Genomic DNA, 17,100 nt, shown 5'->3' on the forward strand with positions numbered 1-17,100 from the left:
TATAAACGGTCTTATTATGAGGCTTATAAAAGTAACAGGCGGTTTAGGAAATCAGATGTTTATTTACGCTTTTTATCTGCGGATGAAGAAGCGCTATCCCAAGGTGCGCATAGACCTTTCGGATATGATGCATTATAAAGTGCATTACGGATATGAAATGCATCGTGTATTTAACCTGCCCCGCACGGAGTTTTGCATTAACCAGCCTCTGAAGAAAGTTATCGAGTTTCTTTTCTTCAAAAAAATATATGAACGGAAGCAAGACCCTAATAGTTTGCAGGCTTTTGAGAAGAAGTATTGTTGGCCTTTGCTTTACTTTAAAGGGTTTTATCAGTCAGAACGATTTTTTGCGGATATTAGGGACGAGGTACGGGAGGCTTTTACCTTTGACAAAAGTAATGCCAACAAGCAAAGCCTTGATATGCTGGATAGGTTGGACAAAGATGAAAATGCGGTATCTCTGCATATTCGTCGTGGAGACTATCTGCAACCGCAACACTGGGCTACTACCGGAAGTGTATGCCAATTGCCTTATTACCGGAACGCCATAGCGGAAATGAACAAGAGGGTTTCCGCCCCGTCTTATTATGTCTTTTCGGATGATATTGCCTGGGTAAAGGAAAATCTATCGTTGCCGAATGCGGTGTATATTGACTGGAATAAAGGTGAAGATAGTTGGCAAGACATGATGCTGATGAGCCATTGCAAGCATCACATCATCTGTAACAGTACATTCAGTTGGTGGGGAGCCTGGTTAAATCCCCGTGAAGACAAAACGGTGATTGTACCTTGCCGTTGGTTCCAACATTCCGAGACTCCGAATATCTATCCTGCGGGATGGGTAAAAGTAGCAATAGACTAATACATAGAACATCATGAGTACATGTTTCCTGAAAAAAGCAGGCTTCGCCCTTATCGAAAGTTTCAAAGCTTTCCGGTTGACGCCTTCTCCGCGGTTGATAATGACCTTGCTGGTGAAGAATGAAGAGGATGTTTTGGAGGAAAATCTGCTCTTTCATAAAGCTATGGGAGTGGATGGCTTCATTATAACCGACAATAATTCCACAGACCGTACTTTGGAGATTATCCGTAAATATCAAGAGAAGGGGTGGGTGAAAGAACTGATTGAAGAGACGGCCACCAATTATGAGCAGAAGCAGTGGGTGGACCGCATGGTTTGGAAAGCTAAAACTGTGTATAAGGCGGATTGGGTCATTAATGCCGATGCCGACGAACTGTGGTATTCCCCTTCGGGTAATCTTAAAACAGAATTATCTGCCACGCATGCCAATGTGCTGAATTGTGAAGTGAGAAGTGTATATCCGGAAGAAGGAAAACCTTTCTGGCAGTGGGACAAGATGGTAAAGCCTGTTTATAACCAGGAACTTTATGACCTGTCGCTTTATTCTTTGTTTGAACGCCAGAATAAGAAAGTAATTCACCGCACCACCTGTTACCTCCAGATTTCTATGGGTAATCATAAGGTCACGATGTTTCCCAAGCGCTCGGAGTTTGGCAATGTGCGTGTTTATCACTATAACATACGTGGCAAACGGCATTTCATGGAGAAAATGATTAATGGCGGCAAGCAACTGGAGCAACACAGCAGCAAACACGGCGGACGGCATTGGCGCTACTTCTACGAGTTGTACAAGGAAGGAAAACTGGAGGAAGAATACGGTCGTGTCATCGGAACACCGGTTTTCGACCGTCTTGTATCGGACGGATTTATCTATACGGATACTACGATACCGGAGTTCTTCAAAAAGCTCTGTTAGTTTCTTGTTCTTGTTAATTCTGGTTGCTTGCTTTTTATTATGGATTTTATAGGATTGTGTATAAACCGGACAATATATGAACTTCCTAATGAGACGATAAGCAGTACCGGATATATTAATATGGGATAACGAAATCCATAGATGAAATCGTGAAATAAATAGTAAGCAAAGAAGGTGTGAATTAACCATAGGTTGGTAGAGTGGCTTCCCCAAAATTCTAATATACCGCATATGCGCCTGCTTCGTTTCATGCAGATATAACATATTAAAAAAGGTATCACAAAAAGTGGATTCAGAATACTGGGTCCTAACATCATCCTGAGTATGCAAAGGGTTAATAAGCTGCCGGTCAATAAAAGATTTCTTTTTAAAGGGTAATATCGGGAAAAATAAGAGCGGTAATATTCAAATATATTGTAACGGGCAAATAAGGCTCCGCAGATAAACGTGAATGAAAGAGTGATGTACCATAATATAATTTGCAATGGCTGATATTGTAGAATATAGGGACGGAACTGTTTTCCGGCAGTATTGGCTGTGAAATATAAAATACATACTATCGTAATAGTTATAATAGTAGCTTTGATATCTAGTTTATGCAGAAATCTGAAAATGTATTTTGAGCTAATGACAAGTAGGACATAAGGGAGGAAAAACCACCATTCTCTATTGTAGCTGCAATCCAATGCAACGAAATTACCGATAAATTCCATTAAACTTCCGGGATAACTTTTAGGTTTTATGAGGCATGCCAATGGAATGAACAGTAAAAAAACAATCCAGTAATTCACGTAGAGATTGAATATCCTATTCCATGAGTGCATTATTCCTCGGTTCTTTTTATAAGTTATGGCAAGTCCGTATCCGCTGAGAAATATGTATATCGGAACACAAAACGCTGCCACCCGGCTTAATGCTAATACGAGTGGTTTCCCATTCCAGAAGTTTATGAAAGTATGGCATTGTTCTACATTTGCAGTTGTGTTGAAAAGATGAAGAAATAACATCATCAGAATGGCAATTCCTTTTAGCTGCAATGTTTCTTCTTTTGTCATGATGATTTTATATAAGTATTAATCCTCTTTATAGTATTTTTTTTAAGTCCAGAGCAGCGCCTATGGCAACATCCATATTATAATATTCCCATTCGGCAAAACGTCCTAATAGATAGAAATTCTCTTTTTGAAGATTTTTTTTCAATGTGTTTATCATTTCACGGGTAGTATTGCTTTGGATAGGATAGGTGTATTTTTCATAATGGTGAGTCAGGTATTTCGGGTGATATGGAATACGGCGAAGGTTATCCAATATGTCTTCCTTAGATATAAAATCGGTAAATTCAATGCTGGCGGTAACTACTCCCTGAACGTTATTGTTGGGAGAGAAATTACCGCTACAAATGATACGGTGAGATTCGTGTTTATTACTTGGCAGATAAATCCAACTATAGTTATTGGGAGATATTTCACAGAAAACACTGGTGGTGCCGTGAGACTCTAATCCGTCAATGAATTTCTCGTATGTGTGGATATTGACTTGTCCTTTGAGTATTGAAGGTAATTTCTTGATGTTTCCGCAGAATATAACTTTATCAAAAGCTTCTTCATCAATTCTCCATTGTTTGCCGGTGCGTTCTATGTGGCTTGCCGGAGTGTTGTATCGGATTGATAGCCCTTCGGCCAGTCGATCGGCAAGAAATTGTGAACCTCCTTTTAACGGATAATAAAAGGAACTGTGTACGAAAGACTGTTCTTTGATGTGGTTGATGTTGTTGTATATCATTTCTTGCACAGTAGGCATGGGCAGTTTACCTTCTAACCATGAAAGAGGTACTTGTGTCAGGCTTCTTCGCCAGACTTTATAGTTATAAGGCTTGAAATATAGTTCATATAAGGTTTCTCCAAAGCGGTAACGGAGGAACTCCTCGAAATTGGCAGGTTCTTTATCTTGGCGTTTGGCGATTGTAAGCCAATCGTTTATGATTGCTTTTAGCTTGTTCTCCCCCAACTTATAGGCATGGTTTTCGATTGGGTATGGAATGATAGTTTCGTCATCCATGCTGACGGCGGAGTTGCGTTGTGCTTTTGTAAATTCCTTTTCTTTATCAAAGTGTTTCCAAAACCAGTCTGATACATCTTGGCGTTTGGTGTTGAACACGTGCCCGCCGGTACGATGAAAAAGGTTCCCATTGATGGAGTCGCATTTTATTATTCCTCCCGCCCGTGAATCGGCTTCAAAAATAACGATATCATGATTGTCTTTGAGCATTTGGGCGATGGACAGACCGGATACACCGGCACCTATGACAGCTATTTTCATATTATTTCCATTTTGAAAGTTTTACAGGATGGAAGTATAAGGTGTCTTGGGGGTAATTCTCTACCAGTTTGGACAAGCTATAATTATACTTTTCTGCAAAGATTTTATCCTGGGGAGGCCACATGACTCCTGATTTCATTTTCAGGTCTGTTGTAAATTTTAGCTTGTCTGTGGAGAGTACCAGAGCTGTAGGGATTGCAAATTCTACGAATAAGCTTGTAGCGGCAAAGGCACCGCAATAAAGCGTAAATTTGTCCATCATATCACTCGTGAGTACCAATATATCCGCATATCCACCTACAAGGGGGTAATCCAAACATCTTCTGTGGAAGTGTCGCATGTACTTGAAGATATATTTAAAGTGCCTTTCTATCAAAGGCCTTAGCGGGATGGGAGAATAAGGTATATTGTATTTATCAAATTGTGCTTTGGCTTCATCTATGGCAGGCAGGATGTTGCAGACTTCTACGCCACGTTGTTTCACAACGTATTTCATCGCTTCGGTTTGCCGCCATGGATGGTCCAGTTCCTGCATTTTTATGATATAATCTATGTAACATTCGTCTTCTGCCAGTCCCATTTCACTCAATAGATTTCTTTCATTTAGAATGGGATTGATAATCATATCGTCGGCAACTACAAAGAAATGTGTAAATCCCATTGGCTTGAGATGCGTATATGCTTGGCTCAGGTATCCCGAAAAGTAATAGGAGGACTCGTAAACAGGAATTACATTCGGCAGATTGCCGTCATAAAACGGGACAATATGGAATATGTGTGAAAAGCGGTTTCTGTATATGTTTTCAAGACGACCTATATTCTGGTCGTATCGGTGGTTGTATATGATTAAAAGGGCTGTTTTACACATGTGTTATGGCGTTTTTTAAACGTTCGTTTAATAGACGCAAAGATATAAGTTATTTTTATATCCAAAAAAAACTTACAGCCTTTTTTCGGTATTTATGGTAAAACGGTATTTATTCTTATTGTAGACTAATCTCTGATGGTTATAAATATAGACGATTATACATCTCGGGAGGTAAAGGAAAAGTATGTTTTTTAAACGAACGTTTAAAAAACACTTAAAGGTTAATTAAGTAATGAATATTCGTAAAATTATAAAGTTTGTAGAGGGAGTGATTAGAGTCTACAGATTGTCCGGAGGTTTTCATGAAGAAGAAAGAAAAATGTTGGACTTGCATTATACGAGTATAAAAAAAATAGGTATTGAGGCATTGCAGATTGTGATGATGGTAGATGGGAGATGCGTGCATGGGGGGCTCGCAGATCGCATCAGGGGAATTGTAACGGTTTATGATTATTGTAAGGAAAAGGGTATACCTTTTTATCTGCATTATGTTTATCCGTTTAAATTGGAAGACTATTTTGAACCTAACCGATATGATTGGCGAATTACGGACAAACAAATTTCATACCATCCTGAAGAGGCATTACCGGTATTACTTCAGGTGAAACTCTTACCGAACAAATTACATCGTTTGTATTTGAACCATTTGATTTCTAAGTATCCTGAACGACAACTGCATATTTACTCAAATGCTCTTTTTGCAGATAGTCGGTTTTCGCAAAACTTCTCAGATTTGTTTAGACCTACATTCCGATTACAAGAGGCTCTTTCTGTTCAAGTCACTCATATTAGTGAACCATATATCGCGATGGTTTTTAGGTTTCAACAACTGTTAGGAGATTTTAAAGAAGATGGTTATCAAATTTTATCTGTACGAAAACAAAAAGAATTAATTGAGAAATGTATAAATAAAGTGGAAGAACTTTATGTCTTATATCATTCTGGACAAAAGATATTAGTTACTTCTGATAGTATTACTTTCTTGGAGACTATAAAGAAACAGAAAAATTATGTCTCAATCATCCCGGGAAAAGTAGTTCACATGGATTATACTTCAGAAGCCGAATATGAAGTCTATATGAAGTCTTTTATAGATTTACTTATGTTGTCGAAAGCAGAGAAAATATACCTTCTTCAGACAGGGGACATGTATCGTAGTGGTTTTGCTAAAAGAGCAGCAAAAATTAATAATGCTCCTTATGAAGAAATTGTTTTCTAAATTCTTTCGTGCGAGAATGATTTTACTGATATAGTTCAGTTGTCCATAATTTCAATGCCTCCGTTATCGTATCATCCATATCGGCGTATGTATATTGGGCCAATCTCCCTCCGAATAATACGTTTTTCTCTTTTTGTGCAAGTTCTTGATACTTTTTGAATATTTTAGTATTGGTTTCGTCATTTACAGGATAATAGGGCTCTTTCCCCTTTTCAAAGTCATCAGGATATTCATAGGTGATGACTGTTGAGGGTTGCTTGCCAAATTCAAAATGCTTGTGCTCAATGATACGGGTATAAGGAATTTCGCGTGCTGTATAATTTACAACTGCATTTCCTTGGAAATCATCGGTATCTTTTAAGCGCTTATGCTCAAAGCGCAGGCTGCGATATTCCAAAGATCCACAAACGTAACTAAAGTACTCATCTATACAACCTGTGTAAAGAACCTTTTCGGCTAAAGCATCCAATTCTTGACGGTGTTTTATATAATCTACCCCTATACGGATTTCAATGCCCTCTAATAAAGCGTTAATAAGGCGATTATACCCTCCGATAGGAATACCCTGATATGGGTCGTTGAAATAATTGTTGTCGAAAACGAAACGGAAAGGAATACGTTTAATAATAAAAGCCGGAAGTTCTGTTGCCGCACGTCCCCATTGTTTTTCTGTATATCCCTTTATCAAGCGTTGATAGATATCTTTTCCACAAAGTTTAAGGGCTTGTTCTTCCAGATTCCGGGGATTGGTGATGTATTCGTATTCTTTGCACTGCTCTTTTATCTTGGCTCTGGCTTCATCAGGAGTACGTACTCCCCAAAGCTGATAAAAGGTATTCATATTAAAAGGAAGGTTATATAACTTTCCTTCATAATTAGCTATCGGTGAATTAATGTAACGATTAAACTCGACAAAATGGTTTACATACTGCCATACTTCCTTATTATCAGTATGGAATATGTGGGCGCCATATTTGTGGACATGTATATCATCTATTTCTTCACAGTAAATATTTCCACCTGTGTGCAAACGCTTTTCTACAACAAGACACCGCTTTCCGGTTTTATGCGCTTCGTGTGCAAATACAGCTCCAAATAAGCCACTGCCGACAATTAGATAATCGTATTGTTTCATACTTCTTTTTACTTTGAATATATTGCTACTATCCGATTAATCAGTTCCTGTTGGTCGGAACTGAACTTACGGGCAAACAATTCGTCTGAGTGGGATATTTCTTCAAAGTCTCCTTTCTGCCAATTATAGGGGGCTCCTCTCTTCCAGTCTATTAAGCGCATATTTCCATGGTCTTCGTCGAGGCTGTAAATATTGGCTTTGAAGGGAGAATTCCATAAAATGGTTTGTACAAATATCTCATCAGGGCATAAAGTGTACTTAAACCGTTTGAGTACAAATTCTTTTTGTTTAATGAGGTATTGGCAGAAATCTTTGGTAATACTGAACCATTGAGAGCCTTTTTTAAAGTCCACTTCACATTTTCTGCGGAAATGGATAAGCTTCTGAGTAATTAACAGCAAGTTATGACATGGGGCTGTAATGGTATGCCACTTGTTGTTACTGCGTTTCATACTTTTAGTAAAAATATAATACCGGAAAATTTTACGCTCCAAATCTCTTTGTTGTTCTGGCCCTTGCCAGAAATTGACGAATTCTTTTCCTGCGTTTTTTTGAAAGAAAGAATGGATATAGTCTTGACTTTTGATAGCTAGATCAGCTCCAGACAAAAGATGAAAATATGCATAATCTCCATTATCTACCGCTGTTTCCATAAGGGTAAATTCCGCTTTTACCAAACTAACGTCACCCCAATACAGTTTGATGGGATCTTTAATAATATAAAAGCCGGCTTTTTTTGTTTGAAAAGCTTCCGCTTGTTTCCGCAACGAGTAGGAACGCTTATCTATATATAGATAAATGTCATTCCGCTCGTCATCAAGCATTGATAGAAGAGCTTCCAATACAGGATAGTCATTATGGGCAATGATTAAATAAGCATGCTTTATCATACTCTGTTTTTTAAGACACATTAGTACATTCAAAAAGCTCAGTTTAGGTTGATAATTACAAAGGTACTCTATATTTTTAAAACAATACTCAATCTATTCATTTTTTTAGTCTATATTTGCAAAATTCGTATATATTATTGTTGTGAGAAAGAAAATTCTGTTTATAATTGAGAACCTAAGAGGGGGAGGAGCGGAAAAGGCTTTGATAGATCTACTGGAGCGTTTTGATTATACCCGCTATGATGTTTCTCTCTGTGTGGGCTATCTGGAAGGAATTTACCTAAATAATATCCCAGAAAAAGTAACTTTGATTGCTCTATACAAAGAGAATCATTCACTTTGCCGTAAAGCGTTTAGATATTATAAAAGGTTTCATTTTTCATATATGCTAAAGTATCAGTTGAAAAGAAAAGTCACAGAGTATTATGATGTTATAATTTCTTTTCTGGAGGGGCGTTCATTGCTTTTGCATAACTTGATAAGGCGACAAGGGAAGACTAATGTAACATGGGTTCACTGTGATTTGTTGAATTATCATTGGACTACATCTGCCTTTCCGAATTTCCGATCGGAAAAGGATTGTTATGCCCACATGGATAAAGTGGTGTTCGTGTCTCAACGGGCAATGAAAAACTTCTTCGAAAAGTTTCAAATATCTGTTTTTTCAGCTTGCATTTATAATATTGTGGATGCGGTTCGTATTCAAAGTTTAGCGGCAGAGGAAAATATAAAACATCCTTGTTTTACAGTGACTTCTATAGGTACATTAAATTCGGTGAAGGCTTTTGATCGTATAATTCGTATTGCAAAACGCTTTCAGGAAGAAGGTTATCACATTCATTTTCAGATAATAGGAGAAGGAGGGGAAGAAAAACAGTTGAAAAAGCAGTGTTGTGAGTTGGGTGTACAAGATATCGTTTCTTTTTTAGGTTTTATGAGTAATCCATATCCTTATTTGAAAGAATCGGATATATATGTCAGCACTTCTCGGTCTGAGGGCTTTTCATTGGTTATTTGCGAAGCGATGTGTTTAGGTATTCCTGTAGTAGCCACTCCTACGGCTGGTGCTGTTGAGTTATTGGATGGGGGTGAATATGGTGTATTGGTTGGGTATGACGATGATTCTATATATCAAGGGTTAAAAAAGCTGATAAATGACAAGCAATTGAGACAGCAGTATGCAAAGAAAGCTATTTTGCATTCTGAAATTTTTAAAGCGGATGAGGTGATGCGGAAAGTCTATGAGTTGTTTGATTGATAATTAAAAGTTTTAATTCTTACATTATGGATATTTTATGTACCATAGATAATAATTATGTTCAGCAATGTTGTTGCATGCTGGTATCTTTTTTTGATAATAACAGGAGAGGTAAGCATTCAGTCCATTTATTTTCAGAAAAGATGGCTCCTGAAAATCAGAATATCATAAGGAATTTGGTTGAATCTTATCAAGGCATATTCTATTATTATCAAGTAGATTCTTCTGAGTTTGGCTCTTGTTCCATGAAAAATATGGGATATTATACAATGGCAATTTATCACAGATTGCTTATGGCTAGATTGTTGCCTGATAATTTAGATAGAGTTTTATATTTGGATTGTGATTTGGTTGTAGACGGTTCTTTGGAGGAATTTTGGGGGATGCTGTTAGACAATTATGCTTTAGCGGCTGTAGATGAACTGAATAGTTGTGCTCCGGATGTTTTTGAGAGATTGGGGTATGATGCGAAATATGGCTATTTTAATGCCGGGGTCTTATTGGTAAACTTGAAGTATTGGCGGGATAATAATCTGACTAATGCTTTCTTGGAGTATATGTCTTCACATTCTGACAAACTGAAGACACATGACCAAGATGTGTTGAATGCGTTGTTACATGATAAGTGTAAACATGTTTCTCGGAAGTGGAATACAGAAGAGGCTTTTTATCATTATTATGTCATTAAAAAGTGGCGAAAAATGAATTCAAAAGAAATGAAAAAAGTTCTTTTCAATCCGGTAATTATACATTATTCATGGAAGCCGAAGCCTTGGGAGAAATCATGCAGACATCCTTTGCGGTTAAAGTACTTTTTCTATTTAAATAAAATTACTCTTTTTTCGACTTATAAACCTTCTTTTCCTGAAAGGATGCTGGCTCATTATGATGAGTTCTATTTTAAGTTGTTACTTAGATTGGGAGTTAAGGGACACAGATTTTATAAATTAGCATGAGTAAAATGAGGGATAAGGGATATACACTTGTTTCCATTGTAGTTCCATGTTATAATCAGGCAGTATTTTTACCTGATACATTGGACTCTGTACTGTCACAAACGTACAAACATTGGGAGATTATAATAGTGAATGATGGTTCTCTGGATGATACGGAAGTTGTTGCCCGGGAATATATGTTAATGGATTCTCGAATTCATTATGTGTATCAGGAAAATGCAGGTTTACCGGCAGCTAGAAATAGGGGAATTGAACAAGCTCAGGGAGAATTTATCTTGCCTTTGGATTCTGATGATATCATAAAACCTGAATATCTTGAAGAAGCGATGAAAGCTTTCGAGAAAAATCCACGGTTGAAAGTGGTTTATTGTCTTGGGGTTATGTTTGGAAAAATAAATGAACCGTGGGATTTAAGGTATAGGGGATACCGAAACCTTCTTGTAAGGAATGCTTTCTTTTGCTCATCAATTTTTAGAAAAAACGATTGGTTGAGAATTGGTGGTTATGATGAAAACATGCGAAAGGGATATGAAGATTGGGAGTTTTTTATCCGTCTCCTAGATGAACATAGTCTAGTGTATCAAATACCTCAGCCTCTATTTTATTATCGTACTAAGGAATGTTCTATGACTATTTTGGCTTCACAAAAAGAGACGGCAACTCAGATAGAAGCTTATATGTACTCTAAACACCAAGAACTGTATATTTCTTATTATGGAGGAATTTTAACGGCTTTGCATGACTTGAGTTGGTTCAAAGAACGTCGGGAACGAAGTAAAAATAAATGGTATAAAAGACTTTATCATAGATATATAAAGAAATAGCAAAATGGAAGTTACACCTTTGGTATCTGTTGTGATACCAGCCTATAATAGTGAGAAAACACTGGATACTTGTATCAAAAGTGTCACCACCCAGAGTTATTCTAATCTAGAGATTATTGTTGTAAATGATGGTAGTAGTGATGACAGCAAAAGTATTATAGAAGGTTATGTTATTCGGGATCCTCGTATCGTTTTGATTGATAAATCGGCTAATGAAGGTTTAGTACAGGCACGGTACGCCGGTGTGGAAGTTGCCAGTGGAAAATACATTCAATATTTGGATAGTGATGATATCTTACGTGAAGGGGCAATAGAGCATTTGGTGAAAAAAGCGGAAGAGACAAATGCAGATATAGTGGTGGCTCCTTTCTTTTATTGTGGGGATGGAACTTTACAGAAATCCTTGTTTTTTATTTTTGATGAATTGTCTGGTATAGATTATCTAAGAAACGTGATGATGTGGAAAGCACATTGGTGTGTATGGTCCAAATTTCATTTACGTTCTCTATATCAAAACCCTATAGAACGTCCTGATATTTCGTTGGGTGAAGATGTCATTCTTTCCACTCAATTACTTTTTTATGCAAGAAAAGTAGTACCGATTTATCAAGAGGTAGTTGATTATAATTTTACTTCATCATCGATGTCTCATTCTGATAATTTTGATGATGTTAAATATGAAGACTTTAAAGGGTACGTGAAATGGTTTAACGATTTTATGCGGACGAAAGGATTGGTAGATGTCTTAAAGAAAGAAATTGCCTTTTTTCATCTGAAAGCTGTTCAAACACAATTTGGTTGGAGAAAGATAGAAGATGTTGATAAGGAGATGAGAAACCTTATTGCCAATATCAAGCTTTATCCTGAATTCTCTAAGGCGTTGACAAGAAGAGAACGTAGACTTGTAGCTTTATATAGGTTTTCACATTGGTTAGGGTATCAAAAACTGAAAAGTTATCGAAGAAAAAAGTAGGTTATGAAGATATTTAGGAAATGGAAAGAAAGTATTTATAGAAGATTGTTGGAGGGCGGGTTGATAGCTCCTAAGATTGTGGTTCTGATAGATGGTGGAGTTTGCTCGCAGATGCACCAGTATTTATTAGGGCAATTATATGCGGGATGTGGATACAAAGTAGTCTATGATTTATCATTTTATGATGAATTAGGACTAGACAAAGACCGTAAGTTTGTACGTAATTTTGATTTGTTGAAAGCTTTCCCTTACTTGGAGTTTAATGTGGCATCTCCAACAGAAATAGGGGTGTATAGACGGAAATATCATTATATAGGAAACAATACGACGGCAAGAATTGATGATTTTTCGTTTTTGGAGAAAGTGCCGCCCGTTTATTTAGGAGGATATTATCTTCTTCCTGCTGATGTGTGGTTACCGGCTTTTCATTTTCTTTTCAGAATGACTTCGGGGGTACTTGATGCAGATAATATGCGGATGTGTAATGAAATAGATTCCCAACCTTACTCTGTAGGGGTACATGTTCGTAGGGGGGACTTGAAAGTGGAACAATATGATTATGGTATGCCTCCTACTTTAGAATATTATAAAAGAGCGGTTGATTATTTTATAAGAAAGTTTGAGAATTCATTTTTTTTCTTCTTCTCGGATGAACCGGAATGGGTGGCTGATGAACTTATACCCTATTTGAAGCTTTCTACTGATGAATGTAAGGTAGTGGACATAAATGGTTCCGATAGGGGTTATATGGATTTATTTCTGATAGCTCATTGTAAGCATCAGATAACTAGTAAAGGTACATTAGGTAAATATGGTGCGTTATTGCAGGATAGTCCGGAAAAAGTAGTGATACTTTGTGATGATAAACTGGAATATCGTTACAAAGAGTTGTTACAAAATACTGTTTTCCTATAGTTTCTTGATTAAACGGTGTAGCCATGAATCTTTTTTTCTGAGAAACTTATGGCCACCATATTCTTTCTTACTTTTATCTCGTATCATGATTTTCTCCTCAAATGGTAGTATGCTACCTTCTGGATAAAGGTAAGACGGTGACAATGTAGTAGGAGGATTTTCCAGAAAATAACGGTTTATATGTGACTCGTCGTGCCATACGGCGATGAACCTTTGTTGAAGATCCTGGTCTATTCTTCTTTTAATGGTTTCACATAGTTTGATATATTCTTTTGTCTTGCCTCCCGAAAATCCTCCTGCATAGTAATATATTCCCTCTCCTTCGGCTATATAGGCGGTAGAATGCGGGGAACGTTCGTATGTAAATTCATTATTATTTTTGTTGAAAAAACCGGGATGTAGGGTACCTACCAAACCATTGCCGATAGCAGGTGGTAATATTTCAAGACCTACAGTTTGTTTGAAAAGGAGATTTGCATTGCAAAAAAACAAATAATCTGTCTCTTTGAGTAATCGCTCTTTGATTTCCAAGAAAATATGAAATCTTTTCAGCGTATTGTTGGGCCATCCTAAGTTTTTTTGATAAATCCGATGTATATGTTGGTTCTCTTTTTCTCCAAATAAAAGTTTGCTATCTGTAAATACATAATACTCGCGTATACAATTAGGATCGTCTGAGAAAAAGTGACTTTCTGAACTTAAATAAAAATCCTTCCAAAAGATGTCATATTTGCCGGTACAGATATAGAGTATACCAATTTTCATACATATTATATTTTATTGATTGAGCAAAATTAGAAAGAACTTATGAGATTGGATAACTTTTACTATTATTTATTGTTTTGACTGTCTTTAATGAAATTAATCATATAATTTTGTATTTCAATTTTGTCTGATTAATAATATAAAGTTTATGGCTTTTTCTAAACCTCTGGTATCAGTTATAATTCCTGTCTATAACGTTGAACATTATATAGAACAATGTGTGCGTAGTGTGATAGAGCAGGAGTATGATAATAAAGAAATTATACTTGTGAATGATGGAAGTACAGATGGAACTATAGAGGTGGTACGCAGATGTTTTCATGATTATCCGCATATTACTATTATTGAACAAGAAAATCAAGGAGCTGCATGGGCACGTAAAAATGGATTGGATATTGCAAAAGGTAAATATGTGCAGTATCTGGATGGAGATGATACATTATTGCCCGATGCATTGGCTGATTTGGTGGAATGTGCGGAAAAATCACAGGCTGACATCGTGGTTGCCTCTTTTTATTTTTGTCGTCCACAGGCTGAGAAAGAAAGATCTGTCTATTTGGCTTTCGATGAGATGAATGGCATATCTTATTTTGGGGAGATATTGGATGGTAGAGGATATTGGTGCCTGTGGTCTCATTTTCAAAAGCGGACATTATTCTATGATTACGGAGTAGAAATTGTATCCGGTATTAATTTTGGTGAAGATGCCATTTGGATGACACAACTTTTATTTCATGATCCTAAGATCGTGGCATTAAATAAAACGACAGTTAATTATAATATTAATCCTTATTCAATATCCTATCGTCAGGAAATTGCCTGTAAACGACATAATGATTATAGAGCTTATCAACTCTGGATTGAAGATTATGTACAGAAATATGGATATTGGAACCGATTTGAAGAGAAGTTTGCTATTTTGCATATAGAAACAGCTCAAGTTAGTATTCGGCGAAAAAGGTTTGAGAGGACTTTTTCAGATGTAAGGCGAGTTGTTTGTGCGATAGATAAATATCCGCAATTGTCGGAAAAACTATACGGAAGGCTCTTTAAACTTGTCCGGCTGTACAAGAAATCTCCTGTGTTGAGTTTTCTTAAATTAAAATATTATGTGATAAAAGGAATGTTACTGCTTATTTGATGGGTTTTAAACCAAGTACTTTTCCAAACGAAATAATCTTGTGTCAATATAACATGGATAGTTATCGATTGAAGTGTATATGTATCACTCCTGAGTATTACTGTATATCTGTATGTTTTATAAAATCAATAATAACTTCTTTTAGGTAGTGAACTCTTTCTTATTCAATAGTTTTCCTTTATCTTTGCAAACTCTTAATTCACTTAATCACGAGCAATGAAGGAATTCATACAATTGATGCGGCGTTTTGTGTCGCCCTATAAAAAATACATAGGTTGGGCTGTTTTGCTTAATATTTTATCCGCTGTATTCAATGTCTTCTCGTTTACTTTATTAATTCCTATTTTGAATATCCTTTTTAAAACGGGAGCAAATGATGCGGTATATCATTATATGGAGTGGGGAAGTGCCAGTTTGAAAGATGTAGCTGTGAATAATTTCTACTATTATGTCACTCAGTTGATTGAGATTTATGGTCCGGCTACGACCTTGTTGTTTATGGGATTATTCTTGGCTTTTATGACTATGCTGAAGACCGGTTGTTACTTTGCTTCTTCGGCGGTGATGATTCCTTTGCGTACAGGAGTTGTGCGTGATATTCGTATCATGGTGTATTCCAAGGTGCTGCGCTTACCGCTAGGCTTCTTCTCGGAAGAGAGAAAAGGTGATATTATAGCCCGTATGAGTGGTGATGTGGGTGAGATTGAGAATTCTATCACAAGTTCGCTGGATATGTTGATGAAGAATCCGATTTTGATTATCCTTTATTTTGCGACATTGCTTATTACGAGTTGGCAATTGACATTGTTTACTCTTTTAGTACTTCCGGGCATGGGATGGTTGATGGGAAAGGTTGGAAAGAAACTGAAACGCCAATCGTTGGATGCTCAGAGCAAGTGGAGTGATACCATGTCTCAGCTGGAAGAGACTTTAGGTGGATTGCGTATCATCAAGGCATTCATTGCAGAAGATAAAATGATTAACCGTTTTGTGAAGTGTAGTAATGAAGTGCGGGATGCTAATAATAGGGTGGCTATGCGTCAGGCGTTGGCACATCCGATGAGTGAGTTCCTGGGGACATTACTGATCGTATTGGTGCTATGGTTTGGAGGTATGCTGATTTTGGGAGAGAATTCTTCGATTGAAGCGCCGACATTTATATTTTATATGGTTATCTTGTATAGTATCATCAATCCTCTGAAAGATTTTGCAAAGGCTGGATATAATATTCCGAAAGGTTTGGCTTCCATGGAGCGTGTGGATAAGATCTTGAAGGCTGAAAATCCGATTAAAGAGTCTACCAATCCTGTACCTTTAAAGATAATGAAAGATAAGATCGAATTCAAGGATATTTCTTTCAGTTACGGTACACGTGAGGTACTTCACCATGTAAATCTGACGGTGCCGAAAGGAAAAACTATAGCATTGGTGGGACAGTCTGGGTCGGGAAAATCGACGTTGGTAGATTTGTTGCCGCGCTATCACGATGTACAACAGGGTGCTATTACGATTGACGGCATCAACATTAAGGATGTGAAGGTATCCGATTTGCGTGGCTTGATTGGTAATGTCAATCAGGAGGCTATCCTGTTTAACGATTCATTCTTCAATAACATAGCTTTCGGTGTGGAGAATGCTACCATGGAACAGGTGATTGAAGCGGCTAAGATTGCTAATGCGCATGATTTTATTATGGAGACGGAACAAGGTTATGACACGACAATCGGTGACCGTGGTGGTAAGTTGTCCGGAGGTCAGCGTCAACGGGTCAGTATTGCACGGGCCATCTTGAAAAATCCGCCGATATTAATTCTGGATGAGGCTACATCGGCACTCGATACGGAATCGGAACGCTTGGTACAGGAGGCTTTGGAACGTTTGATGAGAACGCGTACCACGATTGCTATTGCCCATCGTCTTTCTACGATCAAGAATGCTGATGAAATATGTGTGTTGTATGAGGGTAAAATTGTGGAGCGTGGCAAACATGAAGAACTCTTGGAGAAGAATGGCTATTACAAAAGATTGAATGATATGCAATCGTTGGGTTGATGAAGGT

The 17,100-nt window shown here is 37.2% G+C and carries 16 protein-coding genes; 10 read left to right on the top strand and 6 right to left on the bottom strand.

Annotation, left to right across the window (positions count from 1 at the left end; all coding sequences use genetic code 11):
- Window positions 1-16: 16 nt before the first annotated feature.
- On the top strand, window positions 17-862 hold the full coding sequence (locus C1A09_RS02590) for an alpha-1,2-fucosyltransferase (protein ID WP_101542163.1): 846 nt from the start codon (window positions 17-19) through the stop codon (window positions 860-862).
- Window positions 863-875: 13 nt separating this feature from the next.
- Window positions 876-1,778 (top strand): glycosyltransferase family 2 protein, encoded by a 903-nt coding sequence (locus C1A09_RS02595; RefSeq protein ID WP_370738711.1) that lies wholly within the window; start codon window positions 876-878, stop codon window positions 1,776-1,778.
- Here C1A09_RS02595 and C1A09_RS16690 read toward each other — a convergent pair.
- From C1A09_RS16690 to C1A09_RS02610, 3 genes are read right to left on the bottom strand one after another with little or no spacing between them, the layout of a single operon-like run.
- A complete protein-coding gene (locus C1A09_RS16690) occupies window positions 1,775-2,833 on the bottom strand; it encodes an acyltransferase family protein (protein ID WP_101542164.1) in 1,059 nt (352 codons plus the stop codon). The two genes, C1A09_RS02595 and C1A09_RS16690, sit on opposite strands and share 4 nt — an antisense overlap.
- A gap of 28 nt (window positions 2,834-2,861) precedes the next feature.
- Window positions 2,862-4,097, bottom strand: a complete 1,236-nt coding sequence (locus C1A09_RS02605) for a protoporphyrinogen/coproporphyrinogen oxidase (protein WP_101542165.1) — start codon at window positions 4,095-4,097, stop codon at window positions 2,862-2,864.
- A gap of 1 nt (window position 4,098) precedes the next feature.
- Window positions 4,099-4,965, bottom strand: a complete 867-nt coding sequence (locus C1A09_RS02610) for a hypothetical protein (RefSeq protein WP_145998963.1) — start codon at window positions 4,963-4,965, stop codon at window positions 4,099-4,101.
- A gap of 232 nt (window positions 4,966-5,197) precedes the next feature.
- Here C1A09_RS02610 and C1A09_RS02615 point away from each other — a divergent pair, with 232 nt between their 5' ends.
- A complete protein-coding gene (locus C1A09_RS02615) occupies window positions 5,198-6,184 on the top strand; it encodes a hypothetical protein (RefSeq protein WP_101542167.1) in 987 nt (328 codons plus the stop codon).
- 22 nt (window positions 6,185-6,206) lie between these two features.
- Here the strand turns inward: C1A09_RS02615 and glf are convergent, their stop codons facing one another.
- Together glf and C1A09_RS02625 are read right to left on the bottom strand one after the other, a co-directional pair.
- Window positions 6,207-7,319, bottom strand: coding sequence for a UDP-galactopyranose mutase (gene glf / locus C1A09_RS02620; protein WP_101542168.1), 1,113 nt, complete (start codon window positions 7,317-7,319; stop codon window positions 6,207-6,209).
- A gap of 8 nt (window positions 7,320-7,327) precedes the next feature.
- Complete coding sequence (locus C1A09_RS02625) at window positions 7,328-8,206, bottom strand: beta-1,6-N-acetylglucosaminyltransferase (protein ID WP_101542434.1); 879 nt, start codon at window positions 8,204-8,206, stop codon at window positions 7,328-7,330.
- Window positions 8,207-8,351: 145 nt separating this feature from the next.
- Here C1A09_RS02625 and C1A09_RS02630 point away from each other — a divergent pair, with 145 nt between their 5' ends.
- From C1A09_RS02630 to C1A09_RS02650, 5 genes are read left to right on the top strand one after another with little or no spacing between them, the layout of a single operon-like run.
- Window positions 8,352-9,467 (top strand): glycosyltransferase, encoded by a 1,116-nt coding sequence (locus tag C1A09_RS02630; protein WP_101542169.1) that lies wholly within the window; start codon window positions 8,352-8,354, stop codon window positions 9,465-9,467.
- 26 nt (window positions 9,468-9,493) lie between these two features.
- Window positions 9,494-10,423: a glycosyltransferase family 8 protein gene (locus C1A09_RS02635; RefSeq protein ID WP_101542170.1), complete on the top strand. Its 930-nt coding sequence runs from the start codon at window positions 9,494-9,496 to the stop codon at window positions 10,421-10,423.
- Window positions 10,420-11,247, top strand: a complete 828-nt coding sequence (locus C1A09_RS02640; RefSeq protein WP_101542171.1) for a glycosyltransferase family A protein — start codon at window positions 10,420-10,422, stop codon at window positions 11,245-11,247. Before C1A09_RS02635 ends, C1A09_RS02640 begins: the two co-directional genes overlap by 4 nt.
- A gap of 4 nt (window positions 11,248-11,251) precedes the next feature.
- The gene (locus C1A09_RS02645) at window positions 11,252-12,220 is read left to right on the top strand and encodes a glycosyltransferase family 2 protein (RefSeq protein WP_101542172.1); all 969 of its coding nucleotides are present in this window, start codon (window positions 11,252-11,254) and stop codon (window positions 12,218-12,220) included.
- A 3-nt stretch (window positions 12,221-12,223) separates the two neighbouring features.
- Window positions 12,224-13,135, top strand: coding sequence for an alpha-1,2-fucosyltransferase (locus C1A09_RS02650; protein ID WP_101542173.1), 912 nt, complete (start codon window positions 12,224-12,226; stop codon window positions 13,133-13,135).
- Here C1A09_RS02650 and C1A09_RS02655 read toward each other — a convergent pair.
- The gene (locus tag C1A09_RS02655; RefSeq protein ID WP_101542174.1) at window positions 13,130-13,900 is read right to left on the bottom strand and encodes a family 6 glucosyltransferase; all 771 of its coding nucleotides are present in this window, start codon (window positions 13,898-13,900) and stop codon (window positions 13,130-13,132) included. The genes C1A09_RS02650 and C1A09_RS02655 overlap by 6 nt on opposite strands.
- A 148-nt stretch (window positions 13,901-14,048) precedes the next feature.
- Between C1A09_RS02655 and C1A09_RS02660 the strand changes: the two genes are divergently transcribed.
- Together C1A09_RS02660 and C1A09_RS02665 are read left to right on the top strand one after the other, a co-directional pair.
- Window positions 14,049-15,041 carry a glycosyltransferase family 2 protein gene (locus tag C1A09_RS02660; protein WP_101542175.1) on the top strand — a complete coding sequence of 331 codons (993 nt, stop codon included), beginning with the start codon at window positions 14,049-14,051 and terminating at the stop codon, window positions 15,039-15,041.
- 216 nt (window positions 15,042-15,257) lie between these two features.
- Window positions 15,258-17,093 carry an ABC transporter ATP-binding protein gene (locus C1A09_RS02665; protein ID WP_101542176.1) on the top strand — a complete coding sequence of 612 codons (1,836 nt, stop codon included), beginning with the start codon at window positions 15,258-15,260 and terminating at the stop codon, window positions 17,091-17,093.
- The last annotated feature ends 7 nt before the right edge of the window (window positions 17,094-17,100 follow it).

This window comes from Bacteroides cutis, from assembly GCF_900241005.1.
Classification (GTDB): domain Bacteria; phylum Bacteroidota; class Bacteroidia; order Bacteroidales; family Bacteroidaceae; genus Bacteroides; species Bacteroides cutis.

Bases quoted from the DNA above. Each gene is read 5' to 3' on its own strand.
- C1A09_RS02590 (WP_101542163.1), top strand. From the start codon at position 17: ATGAGGCTTATAAAAGTAACAGGCGGTTTAGGAAATCAGATGTTTATT.
- C1A09_RS02595 (WP_370738711.1), top strand. From the start codon at position 876: ATGAGTACATGTTTCCTGAAAAAAGCAGGCTTCGCCCTTATCGAAAGT.
- C1A09_RS16690 (WP_101542164.1), bottom strand. From the start codon at position 2,833: ATGACAAAAGAAGAAACATTGCAGCTAAAAGGAATTGCCATTCTGATG.
- C1A09_RS02605 (WP_101542165.1), bottom strand. From the start codon at position 4,097: ATGAAAATAGCTGTCATAGGTGCCGGTGTATCCGGTCTGTCCATCGCC.
- C1A09_RS02610 (WP_145998963.1), bottom strand. From the start codon at position 4,965: ATGTGTAAAACAGCCCTTTTAATCATATACAACCACCGATACGACCAG.
- C1A09_RS02615 (WP_101542167.1), top strand. From the start codon at position 5,198: ATGAATATTCGTAAAATTATAAAGTTTGTAGAGGGAGTGATTAGAGTC.
- glf (WP_101542168.1), bottom strand. From the start codon at position 7,319: ATGAAACAATACGATTATCTAATTGTCGGCAGTGGCTTATTTGGAGCT.
- C1A09_RS02635 (WP_101542170.1), top strand. From the start codon at position 9,494: ATGGATATTTTATGTACCATAGATAATAATTATGTTCAGCAATGTTGT.
- C1A09_RS02640 (WP_101542171.1), top strand. From the start codon at position 10,420: ATGAGTAAAATGAGGGATAAGGGATATACACTTGTTTCCATTGTAGTT.
- C1A09_RS02645 (WP_101542172.1), top strand. From the start codon at position 11,252: ATGGAAGTTACACCTTTGGTATCTGTTGTGATACCAGCCTATAATAGT.
- C1A09_RS02650 (WP_101542173.1), top strand. From the start codon at position 12,224: ATGAAGATATTTAGGAAATGGAAAGAAAGTATTTATAGAAGATTGTTG.
- C1A09_RS02655 (WP_101542174.1), bottom strand. From the start codon at position 13,900: ATGAAAATTGGTATACTCTATATCTGTACCGGCAAATATGACATCTTT.
- C1A09_RS02660 (WP_101542175.1), top strand. From the start codon at position 14,049: ATGGCTTTTTCTAAACCTCTGGTATCAGTTATAATTCCTGTCTATAAC.
- C1A09_RS02665 (WP_101542176.1), top strand. From the start codon at position 15,258: ATGAAGGAATTCATACAATTGATGCGGCGTTTTGTGTCGCCCTATAAA.